Raw genomic sequence first — 14,652 nt, 5'->3', positions numbered from 1 at the left:
TTTCGTCTCTAATTACTGTAGTTATTTTGAAAAATAAGTCCTGGCTTCTTTCATCCTGCTGCGGACATCCACATGGAAAGGACAGTTCTCTTCGCAAACACCACATTCTGTGCAATCGTTTGCATTTTTGCTTAATTTCATGTAATGGTCTTTTGCGAGTTCATCACCTGCTTTTGCCAGATCCGTATATTTGTTCACAGAACCAATATCGATTCCAGATGGACAGGGTTGGCAGTGATTGCAATAAATACAGGTGTCCTGTATGTTTTTATGCGGAAGATTCCCGATAAACGAATAGTTCCTTTCATCAGCAGAAGCGGAGAAATAATTGAGTGCTTCCTCCAGATCGTCTCTGGAACGTACACCTGCCAGACATGAGAGAACAGCCGGACGATCCAGAGCATACTGTATGCATTGGTTGACACTCATTTCAACGTTTAAGGGAGATGTTTTTGCATTCAGCAGTTTTCCACCATCATAAGGCTTCATTACTGTAATGCCGACTCCGTTTTTTTCACATTCCCGATAGAGTTCCATGCGTTTGTGGGACAAGACCAGCTTACCTTCGGAGGGTTCAAAATCATAGGCTGCATTAAGACTGAACATAAAAATATCGATCTCTCCCGTATCGAGAAAGAGTCTGCATATATCCGGGGAATGTGAAGAAAAACCAAGATAGCGAATTGTTCCTTCGCGCTTTAGCTTTCGGGCATAGTCAAAAATACCGTCTGACATGATCTTTTCAAAATCACCAACTTCGTCAACACAATGAATTATACCGATGTCAGCATAGTCTGTACCGTATTTTTTGAGTTCCTTCTCAAAACCGGTCTGTACTTTTTCAAGATTTCTTACCCTCGTATATGTCCCTTTAGGATAGACAGCACCCAGATGCATCTGCAGGTTCATCTCATCCCGCCGTCCTTTAAGTGCCTGTGCTATAGGTTTTGCTGCTTTGGAAGTGGGCATGACCGCATCAATGATGTTTATGCCATTTTCTATTGCATGATCGATGATGTCTACGATCTCCTGCGATGTAGATTCATGCAGGTTTCCTGCCCCAATGCCAATTGTGCTTATTTTGTCATTGCTATTTGGCAAACTTCTGTATTCCATAATTTTTCGCTCACTTGCCAGGAGAATATAATTGCTCTAATTGCGGGCTTTCCTGAAGAAAAAGAGACCCGAATCGTTTTTTTCACAGGTCTCTGGTTTTTTTCTTCGGGATTGATATCGTTTTTAAGCCGTTTTTAAGTACATGCTTTCCGGCAATTACTGTCGTCGCTTCATAAGAACAGCAATCTGCCACGACCGTAAATGCCGGATAGAGAGGATTATTTAAGCTAGATTTTCTTTGAAGAATGATTCCAGTTTGTCGAATGGGATCATATCGGTCCTGTCATACAGATCGATGTGTCTTGCTTCTGGGACAATGTAGAGCTCTTTAGGCTCAGCAGCCATTTTATAGGCATCCTCACTGAAATACCTGGAGTGAGCATTCTCGCCGATGATGAACAGAATTGGCCTTGGTGAAATTGTGTCAATGTAGTTCAGCAAAGGGAAGTTCATGAATGACATGGTACTTGTGACAGTGAATGCTGCTGCTGCGTTAATATGGAATCCTCTTTTCATTGCATAATATTCAAAGAATTCACTTGTGATCGGGTCAAGTTCTTCAGGAACTGAATCTGCGGGTTCACGAGGGAATCCTTCAGGCAGTAGTGGAGCGCCATTTTCAAAATCTGTCCAGCGCTGCTCGCCGAGCTGAACCAGAGTTTCAGCACGCTGTTCATCAGTCATGGAATCCATCCATCCTTTACGCAGCATTCTGCTCATATCATACATACTTGCAGTAGCGACTGCTTTGATACGTGGGTCAACCTGAGCTGCAGTAAGTGAAAATGCTCCACTGCCGCAGATACCGATCGCCCCGATCTTCTCCCTATCTACAAAGTCTCTTGTTCCAATAAAGTCAACTGCTGCACTGAAGTCTTCAACGAACAGATCAGGAGATGAGATATGTCTTGGTTCTCCATCGCTTTCTCCGTTATATGACTCGTCGAATGCCATGGTAACAAAACCTCTCTGTGCCAGTGTCTGTGCATAGATACCCGCACCCTGCTCCTTAACTCCACCGTAAGGAGTTCCGATAATAATTGCAGGGTATTGTTTGGATGTATCAATGTCTTTTGACAGGTACAGATGAGCTGCAACTGTGATCCCGTATTTGTTTTTGAATCTGACTTCTTCTGCAGTTACATTTTCACTCAGTGTAAAAGTAAGACCACTAGGGTCTACAGCATTTGTATTGTTATTTTCTGATTTCATCTTTTTGACCTCTGATCTCGTAAGCATCATAGTTTGACTGACTAACCAGTCATTAATAGATGGTATTTGTAGTATATATTTGTTGTGATTGACTAATCACTCATATAGTTGTTAAAAAATTAATAGCATATTTACCCTTTTAAACCATGCTGTCTCTTGTTTCTGCTTAAAGCGAAGAGTGAAATTATGCAAGCCAATGCTACTAGCAGGCCGTATCCAACTGCGATTTCAAATAAAGTGAAACCATTGGCTAACCGTGCTACGATCAGATTTGGGATGGCTGCACCACTATATGATATTAGATAAATACTTGAAAGCAGCCCTGCTCTGTCTTCCTGACTGGTCTTATCCAGCAAACTCCGCATACTTCCAGTAAATCCTAAACCCTGCGATATTCCCGCAAGCACAGTTGCAATTAAGAAAGGAATCATGATGCTGATCTTCAGTGAATAAATGACAGCCATAATACACAGGAAAAAGGCTACTATTCCAATACGTTGAGCTTCATCAGGTTCAAAACGTCCACTTAACCAGCCACCTATGGCATAGGGCGTCATCAAACAGGCAAACACCGCTGCAGCTACTATAATACTATTTGAATTAAGCAGGTCTGCTGCCATGGTCGAACTGAAAGCCTGATAAAATCCACCAATAGCCCAGGTTCCAACAAAAATACTAATTGCAGCCGGAAGAAGATAGTAAATATTCCGGGGTATGGATATTCGCGGAACCATGGAAGTGATAACTCCCCTAGTACGTGTTACTGTCTCCGGACCTGCTGCTACCAGCATTGCACAAAAAGCAAGCACAACAATGAATATCTCATATGTGAATGACATGGAGCCCAAATTGTACTCTTTTATAACACCGGCACCAAACGCACCTGCTGAAAGCCCAATCACAGGTGCTCCACTGATAACTGCCGCGCTTAGCCATTTTGGAGAAGCTGGTGCATTATCCACAGTATATGCAGTAATTGTACTGGATGCCAGACCGGAAGCAATTCCCTGTACAAATCTTCCAGTCAAAAGCATTGGTGCATTCTGAACGTAAATAAATATAATACATGCAATTGCAGAAAGTGCTAATGTAGCAAGTGACACCGGACGCCGCCCTAAATGATTTGATACTCTGGCAAACGTCAGCAGTGATATTACACATCCAACAAAGTATGCAACTGCTGTCATGGAAAGATCTCCACTTGTAAGATCAAGGGTCCGAAGATACGTGTTTAAAAGAGGAATAGGAGCAGACGAGGCAGCATATACAACAACTAAAGAAACAGTTCCTGCTATAAAGCCTGTCCATCTCTCATTCAAGTTTAATTTTTTTGTCATTAATTTTATCCGATGGTATTGTTTTTGGCTGCAAGATATAACGTTTTTATCATGTATGATAATCAACAGCTGCAATCACAAAGAGATGGCTGGAACACCTTTTGATCAATCATGCTGGCAATCTCATGTATATTGCTGGAATGCGAAAAAGTGCCTATACTAATTTTCTTTGCACCTTCACCGAAACTTGTACATTCTTTTGTAGTCACTGACATGCCCTCTTGACGTTTTGTATTTAATTTAACCAACTTATTGATTCATTTACACTTTTTCTATGAGTATTGTGCCTGACATATTTTTGATATGCTCGCCGCCTGATACGACATTACCTAATTCGTACAAACCGCCTGCAGAGCCGAATTTCTGATAAAACATTACCACGTCTCCCCATGGAGCATAATATGCAAGAGTTCCGGCTTTTGCATTTGCCATAGGTGTGTTAGTTGTACCGAGCTTTTTTGGTGGATAGAATATCTTTTCATTATTGCTGAAATCTTCAACATCGATCGTTAAGGGTAATTGTTCATAGAGATCTTTTGCAGCATTTCCATCATTGAGCTCAAAGATCGTTGTATTTCCATTTGCTTGAACACTGATCTGCATTTTTGTTTCCTCCTCTTCCTGGATGGCTTCATTCTGTTCATTTTCTGATTGATTGTCGATGGTGTTTTGATCCATGTTATTTTGTTCAATACATCCAATCGCTACAAATGCCAGTAAAAATACTCCCAAACAAATTAGCATCATTTTTGTTCTATCATTATGTTCCGGAGTGATTTTCATTGATAACTCCTCAATTTGTTATGTTTCCTGAACAGGCGCATCCTTATTGTTCAGTATATTTTCATTATAAGTATCTGAATTTCGAATTTCTTCTTTATTCAATTCTTCCCGGATTTCTATCACACATGAACCGTCTGCCACTTTATTGTCATCGAATATTACTTCGTCAATGGAATCAGCAATAATATATCCGCTACGTGGATTTTTAACACTTGTTATCAGACCTGTTATTGTAGCATTGACATCGCTGTATTCAAATGAAAGATCACAATCGATCATCTCGCAATCTTCAAGGACCAGACCTTTTGCATAACAAAGTGGTTGGGTTCCGATTATTTTACAACGGACAAGCTTGAGATTTTCAGAGTACCAGCCAAGATATTCGCCTTTAACGATACTGTCTGAAACTGTGACATTCTTGCTGTGCCAGAAAGCATCTTTTGTATCCAGATTGGAATTTCTGATCTCGACATTCTCTACATACTGAAATGAGTATTTACCACTTAATGTAAAGTTATCAAGCAGGATATCTGTGCTGTAGAAGAATGGATATTCAGACTCGAGTTCTGAATTCTTAATCACCAGTCCGTGTGATAACCATCCAAACTCAGGTGATACTATAGTAGAGTTTTCAATGGTGATATCCTTACATTCCCTTACAGCTTTGATGCCTCCCATATCACTATCTTTTATTGTTACCTGTTCGCTGTACCATAATGCAGCACGGCATGTATCCGTCATTCGAATATTTTCGACCTGAGCATTTTTTACATGCCAGAATGGATAACGAAGTCTGAAGTCACAATCTGAAACGCATATGTCTGCGCTTTCCTTCAAAGCAGACTCGCCATCTGCAGGACCATCAAAGGTACAGTGAGAGATCGTAGCGTTCTGTATGGCATACAGAGCACGCTCTTCATCCAATATCAAGTCCTTAAATGCATTAGTTTTTTGACTCATGTTTTTACCTTTTTTCCCGCCATTGATAAGAGTTATTTTGAATATCATATCAGATGACTGACTGAACAGTCACTTGCAAATATGCACATTTCGTATATATATGTTGTGATTGACTACTCACTCAGGAACATTTATATCGTAGATATCCCATCTATCTTTCACCTGTCTATATGTCGTGTGGCGACATATCGACAAACAACCAGCTCAGAATAAAAAGAGGATATGATGGATAACGATATTAGAAGAGCCTTTCTTAAATACATTGTCTTGACTGTGATCAGTAAGAAGAGCATTCATGGCTATGAGATCATCAAGACCATCGAAACATCTTCTAAAGGAAAATGGAAACCAAGTAACGGTTCTATCTATCCGATATTGGATTATCTGGTATCTGAAGGATATGTTCTGAGTGAAGAAATAGATCGTAAGAAAGTCTATACGATCACACCTGAAGGATCAGTCGCTTTAGAAGAAATGACCCAGAAAAAAGCTGAGCTTCTTAATGAAATATCTATGCTTATCGATAGCATCACAGAAGGTTAATTCACATAATCTATCTCATGATCATTTCTAATAAACAAGAACAATCCAGGATGATATGATAACGATTTTCTGAATAATATTTTGATTTACAGAAGGTAATAGTTTGGAAAATAAAAACAATTCAAAAAAAGAGAGCATTTCTCATAAAAAGGGACATGGCATCTCATACAAGTGGACGGCACTCCTTACCGTAGCACTTGCATCACTTATGGCCACCATCAACAGCAGTATTATACTTATCTCACTTCCTGCCATTTTCAACGGAATTCACTTAAATCCAATGGAACCGGACGCATTCCAGTATCTGCTATGGATACTAATGGGCTATGGACTTGTAATGGCTACAATTCTTCTCAGTATCGGAAGGCTTGCCGATATTTACGGAAGAGTAAGACTTTTCAGACTTGGATTTTTCATATTCATGATCGGATCGGTCATGCTTTATCTTACACCTGGAACCGGCAGTATCGGAGCGATTGAACTTATACTCTTCAGGTTCGTGCAGGCAGTAGGTGGTGCACTGACAATGGCTAACGGTCCGGCCATAATCACCGATGTCTTCCCCACCAGCGAAAGGGGAAAAGCACTTGGTATCAATATGGTAGCCCTGATGTCAGGCCAGTTTATCGGACTCCTGCTTGGAGGCATACTGGTCACGTATAACTGGCGCTATGTTTTCCTTGTAAACATTCCGTTCGCTCTTGTTGGAACCGTCTGGGCATACTGGAAAATGGAAGAACTTTCTTTCAAGGCAAAAAAGACAAGCATCGATATTCTTGGAAATGTATTCTTCATCGGTGGATTGACATCACTTCTGGTGGGTGTCACCTACGGCCTGATGCCTTACGAACATAACGGGATTACGGATGCAATGGGCTGGAATAGTCCACTGGTGCTAATTACCCTTACAATCGGAGTAATACTGCTTCTTGCATTCCCATTTGTAGAACGCAGGGCAAAGAACCCTATGTTCCGCTTTGAGTTCTTCAAGATAAAGGCTTTTGCTTTTGCAAACCTTGCAAGTTTCACAGCGGCTATTGCACGTGGAGGCATAATGTTCATGCTGATTTTGTTGCTTCAGGGAATATGGCTGCCACTTCATGGATATAGTTTTGAGGAAACACCACTCTGGGCTGGTATATACATGCTGCCGTTAACGGTTGGTTTTATCATAATGGGCCCGATATCAGGAATTCTTTCAGATAAATACGGACCCCGATGGATAGCTACTTCCGGAATGGCACTTGTGACAGTGGTATTCCTGGGCCTTGCACTGCTGCCTTACAATTTCGATTATTGGGAACTTGGTATTCTTATCTTCCTTATGGGAATAGGTAACGGGATGTTCAGTTCACCCAACAGTTCATCCATAATGAACTCGGTACCAGCTGAAGACAGGGGAGTTGCTTCAGGCATGATGTCAACCCTGATGAACTCAGCTATGACATTGAGTATGGCACTATTCTTCACTATTGTGATTGTAGGTCTTCAGGGAACGTTCCCAAGTGCAATACATGAGTCATTTACAAGTTTTGCATCGACACAGACTGGTCCTGTCCTGCAGAACCTTGCAGATCAGATGGCAGAAATGTCCCCGACCAATGCATTGTTCTCAGCTTTCCTTGGATACAATCCAATGGGTACTGTTCTCAATGTTATGGACAACAGTATCGTAGCCTCTATACCACAATCTGTGGTCGAGACTTTGACTGGTAACTATTGGTTCCCGGAAACACTGCAACAGGCTTTCATGCCAGCACTCAGGGTATCTTTCTTCATAGGTGCTTTCCTTTCCGCTATCGCAGCTCTGCTATCAGCAATGAGAGGCCAGCACTATGTGCATGATATCCACAACGAGATAGAGAACTAATCAAATAGTGTTTCAGTGACATGTCTGCAAGGGCATGTCCTTTTTTACTTTACCGGCTCAGTAGAAAACAAAGAACAACACAACCATCCGCCGCAGGCGGCGCGTTCCAACTCCACGATTCTAAAAACCACTGGAATAATGCAGTTATTGAAAATTGAGTCTTCTCGAGGGTTTCATTTGAAATTCTGGTACCAAATTACCGCTATGCAGAAAAAGAGGTGAGATGAAGTGAATACATTTATCATTCATCTTTTCAATAGCACATTTTCGGAAAGTGCCGGCTTCGCCGTGCCCTTCGGGCTGGTTTAATTATTCATGACTTTTGTCATATCTGGAGAAGTTCAGAAGATTCCGGGAATATCAATACCCAAAAGCCTCTTGCAAACTTCTGATCAGGTATTCTATCACGTTGAATTTTATTCAATATTTGTATATCTTGAGGTGAGATCTTCTTGAGAAGCACCTGTTATGTATATAAGCTCAGAAACTACAGCATCAAGGAACACGTTTGAAGACGTTTCAAATGAAGTGCCAAGTGGAGTAAGATAAGTATATTCGCCACGCATGTGACGTTCATCATAGCCACCTGCATCATCCTTTGTTCTTCCCGGAAGAACAATTACTGTGTCTGACATCTCACCAAGAGTTGATTCCTTATTAGATGTAATGGCAATAAGTTTCGCACCAATATCTTTGGTAACTTTTCCCAGATTTACAACGGAGCGAGTCTTACCTGAACCTGATATTGCTATAACGACATCATCTTTGGTCACAGCAGGAGTTGTGGTTTCTCCCACAACATGAGATGTAAGACCAAGGTGCATAAGTCTCATGGCAAAAGCCCTGCCTACAAGACCGGAACGTCCTGCACCCATTACAAAGACACGCTTGGCACCCGTGATATCTTCAAGCATTTGCCTGACAGAATACTCGTCAAGTTTGTTTGCTACATTTTTAAGGTGGTCAGCCATTAATAAAATAGAAGAAGTTAAGTAGTTACATTCACTTAATTGGATTTCTTTCATAAGAGTTCCTCAATAGATCAATCAAAGATCATAATGACACTTTTTTATTCACTAGCACTTTTTATACTAAACTAGTTCAACTAAAATATCAAAGCTAGTTAGTATGTAATGGCTCCATCGTGAATGGAGCACAGTCACTAACTATCTGATGTATTTTAATTTTTGTGTCATTCCTGATTTTACGAGTTGCTATATCTAATTTCTTCTCTTATAGTTTATTGAACTCCTCATCACTAACAGTCTCTAGCCATTCGTTCCGGGTATTTTCTCCAGGTATTTCAAAAGCAATATGTGAGAACCAACTGTCAGCCTTTGCACCATGCCAATGCTTCACTCCTGCTGGAATATATACTACAGAACCTTCATGCAGACTAACTGCTTCTTTTCCTTCTTCCTGGTACCAGCCTTCTCCGGCAGTGCAAATAAGCATCTGTCCACCACCACTCTCAGCATGATGTATATGCCAGTTATTACGACATCCTGGTTCAAATGTTACATTTGCTAAGAACACAGGAGTTTCTCCGGGTTTTGTCAACGGATTCAGGAAAGAATTTCCTATGAAATATTGTGCAAACATTTCATTAGGCACACCAGTTCCAAACATATTTGCTTTTTCAAATTCTTCTTTATTCATGTATTTCATTGCTTTATTCCTCACTAGTTCTAATTGTAGTTATAATTGTAGTTATTATATCTAAGTAATTTATCAGGCCAGTTCTATCAAAATATCAAAGCTACCATTTAATGAATTCATCGTGGAAGGGTCACAGTCAATAACACCAAGATTTACAAATTCACCATAGCAATTTTCTTCATTAGCAAACAAAATGGTAAAATAATCTCCCTGTGTGGTGAAATCAATATCACCATTTTTCCATCCGGGAACCAGGTCTTCGTCACCAAATGACAATGGTTCATCCATTACACCACAAACATCAAACTCATATCTGCTGGCACGGACTGTATAAGGTAGTCTGCTGATGAGTTCCCTGGCAGGTTCACTGTCATTTAGTATTCCGGGAATGATCGTGCTACCAAAATGCATGTTGATCTTTGTTCCGTTTTTAATCTCGCGAGTTATCATATCTAAATCCTCACTTGTTAGTATAATAGAAAAAATTAAAATTGGAAAATAGAAAAATGATTTTCCAATTTTGCCATATGGTTTTTAGTTCAGGTTTTCTTTGAAGAATGATTCCAGCTTGTCAAATGGAATATAGTCATTGTCTCCGCCATCGTACAGATCGATGTGTCTTGCACCCGGAACAATTACCAGCTCTTTTGGTTCAGCTGCTCTTTCATATGCTTCTTCAGTATAATACCTGGAGTGAGCATTCTCTCCCATGATGAAAAGGATTGGTCTTGGGGAAATTGTCTCAATGTAGTTCATCAGAGGGAAGTTCATAAAGGACATACCGCTTGTTGCAGTAAATGATGCTCCTGCATTTGGATGGAATCCTCTTTCCATAGCATAGTATTCAAAGAATTCACTTGTAACAGGATCCATTCCTTCTGGAATTTCTGTTGCTGGTTCACGAGGGAATCCCTCAGGCACCAATGGACTTCCGTTCTCGAAGTCTACCCATCTCTGCTCAGCCATCTGGGCTAATGCAGCAGCACGCTGCTCATCGGTCAAAGAATATGCGAATCCATCTCTGAACATGCTACTTATATCATACATACTTGCAGTAGCAACTGCTTTGATACGTGGGTCAACCTGGGCTGCAGTAAGTGCAAATCCTCCACTGCCACAAATTCCAATAACTCCGATCTTCTCCCTGTCTACAAAGTCTCTTGTACCGATGAAATCAACCGCTGCACTAAAGTCTTCAACAAACAGGTCCGGGGATGAGATATGTCTTGGTTCTCCACCACTGTTTCCATTATAGGATTCATCGAAAGCCATGGCAACAAAGCCTCTCTGTGCCAGTTCCTGAGCATAGAGCCCTGCTCCCTGTTCCTTTACTCCACCGTAAGGTGTTCCTACAATAATTGCAGGATATTTTTCTGACCTGTTTATATCTACAGGTACGTATAAGTGTCCTGAAACCTCAGCTCCAAATTTGTTTTTGAATCTGACTTCTTCTAAAATTACGTTTTCACTTAGTTCGAATGTAAGATCTCCAGGATCATATCTTCCTTGTTCGTTATTTTCTACCATGTTATCTTCCTCTGTATTTTGTTCTGTATCATTTGCTAAAATCGTATCAGCTTCAAGTTTGCTATCTGAATTACCAATACATCCTGCTGCAAAAATAAACATCAAAGAAAAACACAGCAGAATTAATCTGGTTTTAGTATATTTTATCATTTTTTATCTCTCTGATTTGTTTGTGATTGAGTAATCAGTCATCGCGGTTAATAAGCTATTAGCTAGCATCGTTTATCGCGAGTGACTAATCAGTCAGAATCATATTCTCTATACTACTATATATAGCTAAGCATTACAATTCTCTGATTACCTTTGCCGGTACACCAGCCACAACAGTGTTAGGTGGAACGTCTTGTGTAACGACAGCTGCAGCTGCTATTACAAAGTTCTCTCCGACAGTTACGCCGGGTAGAATAGTTGCAGCAGCACCGACCCATACATTCTTTTTGATCCATATAGGATTTGATATCAATTCTTTTCTACGGGCTGGATCAAGTGGATGGTTGGATGTGATGAGATTGGCTTTTGGTCCTATCTTGGTGTCATCCTCGATAGTTATGCCACCTCTATCCATAAAGGTGCATGCATGATTGATAAACACATTTTTGCCGAGCTTGATATTCCGTCCGAAATCGGTATAGAATGGAGGAGTTACCCTGGTGGATTCATCAACCTTCGAACCAATCAGTTCACTAACCAGAATTCTAACTTCATCTTCATCATGAAATGAAGTGTTCAGTCTGGTGGTTAGTTCTGCAGTGCGAAGCATGACTTCCTTCAATTTCGGAAATTCCGGATCATCTATAGAAACTGCTTCTCCAGATTTATCACGTTCAAAAATATCTCTATGCAACACTTTTTCGCTCATTGGAACTATCTCCAGATCATCCATCGAGTTTATTCCGGAATCAATTCGTTCAAACATGTAATCGCATTCAAGGTTCTTGGATATCCGATATATGGCAAAAGCTGTGTAACTGTACTGAGCAGCGTTTCTTTATCGTTTCCAACACTCAGATTACCTATAATATGTCCCTTTAACTGAGGTTCGCATCCACCCAGTGAGAGGATAATTGAAAATGTAAGGAGTTCTCTTGTTTTTACATCCAGACCTTTTCTGGTATAGTAATCACCAAAACAGTTTGCAGACAGATATTTCTGAATATGTATCTGGTTTTCAGGTGCTGCTTCGTACATTTTATCGATTATGGGGCCGAATATCTGCTTCTGTACTTCCAGTCCCCTTTCAAATCGTGTTTCAGGTGAAGTTGTAGACTGGCCTTCCAGTGGCAGTTCAATCCCTCTGTTTTCAAGTATTTCATTGGTGGCATGGATGAAATCAACTGCTTTTGCAAATCCAACATAAGGTATGGATTGATATACAAGCTCCTTTACCTCGACAGGAGTCACGCCAACGTTAAGTGCGCCGTCGAGCATTACTTTATATTCACTTAAGGTCTGGCTAGCTATCAGAGAGCTCAGAATTACCATCGTTCTGGTCTTTGTATCTAAATTCCCATAGCTGAGCACTTCATCAAATGCAAAATTATTGAACACTTCCATTAGTTCCGGATCTGTTACATTCAAATCCGACTTGCAATCAGGGAACAATTCTTCAACATTCTTTTTTGCTGTTTCACTTAAACTCATAATAAACCTCACTTTCATTATTAGATGATTCAAGACATACTGCTGATAGATTCCAACCAGCCTTCAATATCCTTTTTTGCAGAACTTACACGTGAACCGTGTATGGCAAGTCCTTTCAAAACTGTTGATTCCGGGCAAAGATTTGCAATATCGTTCTCACTGCGACCCATTCCACTTCCTTCATGGGTACAGAATGGAACAATGGTCTTTCCCGAAAAGTCGTATTCTTCCAGGAATGTGAACACCGGCATTGGCATGGTTCCTAACCAGTTAGGGTAACCAAGAAATACCACATTATAAGATTCCATATCTTTCACATGGCTGGAAAGTTCAGGTCTGGTATTTCCATTCAATTCCTTTTTTGCCACGTTGACGGTTGCAGAATAATCCTTAGGATAGGATTGTACAGTATCGATACTAAAAAGTTCACCATTAGTTATTTCATGGATCATGCCAGCTGCTAATTTTGTGTTACCAACCGTCAGATTCACTATCTTCCCACTGACATAGTTATTGTCAGCACGTGAAAAATAGGCTATCAGACATTTTTCTTCATTAAAATTCATCATTTTATTCCATGCCCTTTTTCTCACTGAAATTTTCCTCGTTTTTTGTGATAAAAAAGTAAGGACCTGGTCAGGTCTTATTTCAAAGCTGACATGTCAATTACATATCGATAGCGAGCTTCTTTATTTACGACCTTCTCCCATACCTCATTGATCATTTCAGGTTCAATCATTTGAATTTCCGGATAGATCTTATTTTCCGCACAATAATCAACTACTTCCTGAGTTTCCGGGATTCCACCAATAAGTGATCCATTAAAGTTCACTCTGTTGAAGATCATATTGAAGTTGTTAATTGTGAGTTCTCCTCCAATTGGTTGTCCTACCTGGGTGAAGTATCCGTATGGCTTTACGCAGTCAATGTATGATGACATATCGTATGCATATGGAACTGTGGATATCATGTAATCCAGTTTACCCCTTAATGGCTGCATGTCTTCTGGTGAATTAACAACAATGACTTGTTTTGCCCCGAATGCAAGACAATCTTCCTTTTTGCTTTCACTGGTTGTAAAGGCATAAACTTCGGCACCTTTTGATACTGCTAGTTTTATAGCTACGTGTCCCAGTCCGCCAATTCCTACAACTCCTACTTTATCTCCTTTTTTGATACTAGCTTTCATTAAAGGTGAATATGTAGTAATACCAGCACACAGTAATGGAGCAGCATCCTCGAGTTTAATAGAATCAGGTATCTTTATCGCAAAATGCTCGGTGACAACGATATTCTGGGAATATCCTCCCTGACTTATACCTGTAGGTGATGATTCTTCCAGATAACCATATGTCATTATGGTTTCACCCTTGTCGCAATGATGTTCTTCACCATTGTTACAGCTTTCACAGTCCATACAACTGTCAACCATGCACCCGACACCTGCACGATCACCTACTTTGAATTTTGTAACATTCTTTCCGACAGCAGCGACAATACCTACAATTTCATGACCAGGCACCTGTGGATATTGTTGTGGCCCCCAGTGTCCTTTGATCTGATGAATGTCGGAATGACAAACTCCACAGTATTTGATGTCAATTAGGATGTCATTATCTCCTACAGGTCTTCTTTCAAAAGACCAGGGAGATAACTTTCCTGAATCGTCTTTTCCAGCATAACCCTTTGATTGAATATTTTCTACCATATTTATTCTCCTCATACTTATTTTGTAATTTTAACTGTATCTGCATATATCATTTTGTCAGAAAATGATGGATACTTCCAACCGCCATGATTGAGTAATCAGTCATCATCTGTTAATTAACACTATGTAGTGCGTTATACATTTATGAGTGACTAATCAGTCAATTAAGTATTATGCTTACTAGTATATAAAGATGAGCATATTGGAGAATAATTGACTGTGAATCTTAACCGCAGTTCTACTTTATTCTTGAATGATACGAGACTCTTTTCATTCTCTGCTAAGTTATAAAGTGG

General features: G+C 40.2%; 15 protein-coding genes. 2 read left to right on the top strand and 13 right to left on the bottom strand.

Going from position 1 to position 14,652, the window contains the following annotated elements:
• Window positions 1-21 precede the first annotated feature (21 nt).
• The 5 genes from RE474_RS02730 to RE474_RS02710 form a co-directional block, all read right to left on the bottom strand.
• Window positions 22-1,116 (bottom strand): aldo/keto reductase, encoded by a 1,095-nt coding sequence (locus RE474_RS02730; RefSeq protein WP_309311459.1) that lies wholly within the window; start codon window positions 1,114-1,116, stop codon window positions 22-24.
• A gap of 222 nt (window positions 1,117-1,338) precedes the next feature.
• Complete coding sequence (locus RE474_RS02725; RefSeq protein ID WP_309311458.1) at window positions 1,339-2,358, bottom strand: alpha/beta hydrolase; 1,020 nt, start codon at window positions 2,356-2,358, stop codon at window positions 1,339-1,341.
• A 101-nt stretch (window positions 2,359-2,459) separates the two neighbouring features.
• Window positions 2,460-3,665 (bottom strand): MFS transporter, encoded by a 1,206-nt coding sequence (locus tag RE474_RS02720; RefSeq protein ID WP_309311457.1) that lies wholly within the window; start codon window positions 3,663-3,665, stop codon window positions 2,460-2,462.
• A 261-nt stretch (window positions 3,666-3,926) separates the two neighbouring features.
• Entirely contained in the window at window positions 3,927-4,448 is a 522-nt protein-coding gene (locus RE474_RS02715; RefSeq protein ID WP_309311456.1) for a cyclophilin-like fold protein, read from the bottom strand.
• A gap of 18 nt (window positions 4,449-4,466) precedes the next feature.
• A complete protein-coding gene (locus tag RE474_RS02710; protein ID WP_309311455.1) occupies window positions 4,467-5,408 on the bottom strand; it encodes a DUF3737 family protein in 942 nt (313 codons plus the stop codon).
• 273 nt (window positions 5,409-5,681) lie between these two features.
• On the opposite strand from RE474_RS02710, the gene RE474_RS02705 reads away from it, so the two are divergent.
• Window positions 5,682-5,951 carry a PadR family transcriptional regulator gene (locus RE474_RS02705; protein WP_309312190.1) on the top strand — a complete coding sequence of 90 codons (270 nt, stop codon included), beginning with the start codon at window positions 5,682-5,684 and terminating at the stop codon, window positions 5,949-5,951.
• Window positions 5,952-6,054: 103 nt separating this feature from the next.
• A complete protein-coding gene (locus RE474_RS02700) occupies window positions 6,055-7,821 on the top strand; it encodes an MFS transporter (RefSeq protein WP_309311454.1) in 1,767 nt (588 codons plus the stop codon).
• A gap of 416 nt (window positions 7,822-8,237) precedes the next feature.
• On the opposite strand, the gene hxlB is transcribed toward RE474_RS02700, so the two are convergent.
• The 8 genes from hxlB to RE474_RS02660 form a co-directional block, all read right to left on the bottom strand.
• On the bottom strand, window positions 8,238-8,846 hold the full coding sequence (gene hxlB, locus RE474_RS02695) for a 6-phospho-3-hexuloisomerase (RefSeq protein ID WP_309311453.1): 609 nt from the start codon (window positions 8,844-8,846) through the stop codon (window positions 8,238-8,240).
• A 208-nt stretch (window positions 8,847-9,054) separates the two neighbouring features.
• On the bottom strand, window positions 9,055-9,489 hold the full coding sequence (locus RE474_RS02690; RefSeq protein ID WP_309311452.1) for a cupin domain-containing protein: 435 nt from the start codon (window positions 9,487-9,489) through the stop codon (window positions 9,055-9,057).
• A 63-nt stretch (window positions 9,490-9,552) separates the two neighbouring features.
• A complete protein-coding gene (locus tag RE474_RS02685) occupies window positions 9,553-9,930 on the bottom strand; it encodes a cyclophilin-like fold protein (RefSeq protein WP_309311451.1) in 378 nt (125 codons plus the stop codon).
• A gap of 84 nt (window positions 9,931-10,014) precedes the next feature.
• Window positions 10,015-11,109 (bottom strand): alpha/beta hydrolase, encoded by a 1,095-nt coding sequence (locus RE474_RS02680; RefSeq protein ID WP_309311450.1) that lies wholly within the window; start codon window positions 11,107-11,109, stop codon window positions 10,015-10,017.
• A 181-nt stretch (window positions 11,110-11,290) separates the two neighbouring features.
• Entirely contained in the window at window positions 11,291-11,890 is a 600-nt protein-coding gene (locus RE474_RS02675) for a sugar O-acetyltransferase (protein ID WP_309311449.1), read from the bottom strand.
• A 5-nt stretch (window positions 11,891-11,895) separates the two neighbouring features.
• On the bottom strand, window positions 11,896-12,648 hold the full coding sequence (locus RE474_RS02670) for a carboxymuconolactone decarboxylase family protein (protein WP_309311448.1): 753 nt from the start codon (window positions 12,646-12,648) through the stop codon (window positions 11,896-11,898).
• Between the two features lie 29 nt (window positions 12,649-12,677).
• Window positions 12,678-13,217 (bottom strand): flavodoxin, encoded by a 540-nt coding sequence (locus RE474_RS02665; RefSeq protein WP_309311447.1) that lies wholly within the window; start codon window positions 13,215-13,217, stop codon window positions 12,678-12,680.
• 74 nt (window positions 13,218-13,291) lie between these two features.
• Window positions 13,292-14,356, bottom strand: coding sequence for an NAD(P)-dependent alcohol dehydrogenase (locus tag RE474_RS02660; RefSeq protein ID WP_309311445.1), 1,065 nt, complete (start codon window positions 14,354-14,356; stop codon window positions 13,292-13,294).
• Window positions 14,357-14,652: the final 296 nt, after the last annotated feature.

This window comes from Methanolobus sediminis, assembly GCF_031312595.1.
GTDB lineage: Archaea > Halobacteriota > Methanosarcinia > Methanosarcinales > Methanosarcinaceae > Methanolobus > Methanolobus sediminis.
The sequence above is the reverse complement of the archived record's forward strand: the minus strand, read 5'-3'. Positions and strand labels throughout refer to the sequence as shown.

Excerpts from the sequence above, each read along its gene's own strand:
- RE474_RS02675 (WP_309311449.1), bottom strand. The coding sequence starts at position 11,890 with ATGGATGATCTGGAGATAGTTCCAATGAGCGAAAAAGTGTTGCATAGA.
- RE474_RS02680 (WP_309311450.1), bottom strand. The coding sequence starts at position 11,109 with ATGTTTATTTTTGCAGCAGGATGTATTGGTAATTCAGATAGCAAACTT.
- RE474_RS02685 (WP_309311451.1), bottom strand. The coding sequence starts at position 9,930 with ATGATAACTCGCGAGATTAAAAACGGAACAAAGATCAACATGCATTTT.
- RE474_RS02710 (WP_309311455.1), bottom strand. The coding sequence starts at position 5,408 with ATGAGTCAAAAAACTAATGCATTTAAGGACTTGATATTGGATGAAGAG.
- hxlB (WP_309311453.1), bottom strand. The coding sequence starts at position 8,846 with ATGAAAGAAATCCAATTAAGTGAATGTAACTACTTAACTTCTTCTATT.
- RE474_RS02670 (WP_309311448.1), bottom strand. The coding sequence starts at position 12,648 with ATGAGTTTAAGTGAAACAGCAAAAAAGAATGTTGAAGAATTGTTCCCT.
- RE474_RS02665 (WP_309311447.1), bottom strand. The coding sequence starts at position 13,217 with ATGATGAATTTTAATGAAGAAAAATGTCTGATAGCCTATTTTTCACGT.
- RE474_RS02715 (WP_309311456.1), bottom strand. The coding sequence starts at position 4,448 with ATGAAAATCACTCCGGAACATAATGATAGAACAAAAATGATGCTAATT.
- RE474_RS02720 (WP_309311457.1), bottom strand. The coding sequence starts at position 3,665 with ATGACAAAAAAATTAAACTTGAATGAGAGATGGACAGGCTTTATAGCA.
- RE474_RS02725 (WP_309311458.1), bottom strand. The coding sequence starts at position 2,358 with ATGATGCTTACGAGATCAGAGGTCAAAAAGATGAAATCAGAAAATAAC.
- RE474_RS02730 (WP_309311459.1), bottom strand. The coding sequence starts at position 1,116 with ATGGAATACAGAAGTTTGCCAAATAGCAATGACAAAATAAGCACAATT.
- RE474_RS02660 (WP_309311445.1), bottom strand. The coding sequence starts at position 14,356 with ATGGTAGAAAATATTCAATCAAAGGGTTATGCTGGAAAAGACGATTCA.
- RE474_RS02690 (WP_309311452.1), bottom strand. The coding sequence starts at position 9,489 with ATGAAATACATGAATAAAGAAGAATTTGAAAAAGCAAATATGTTTGGA.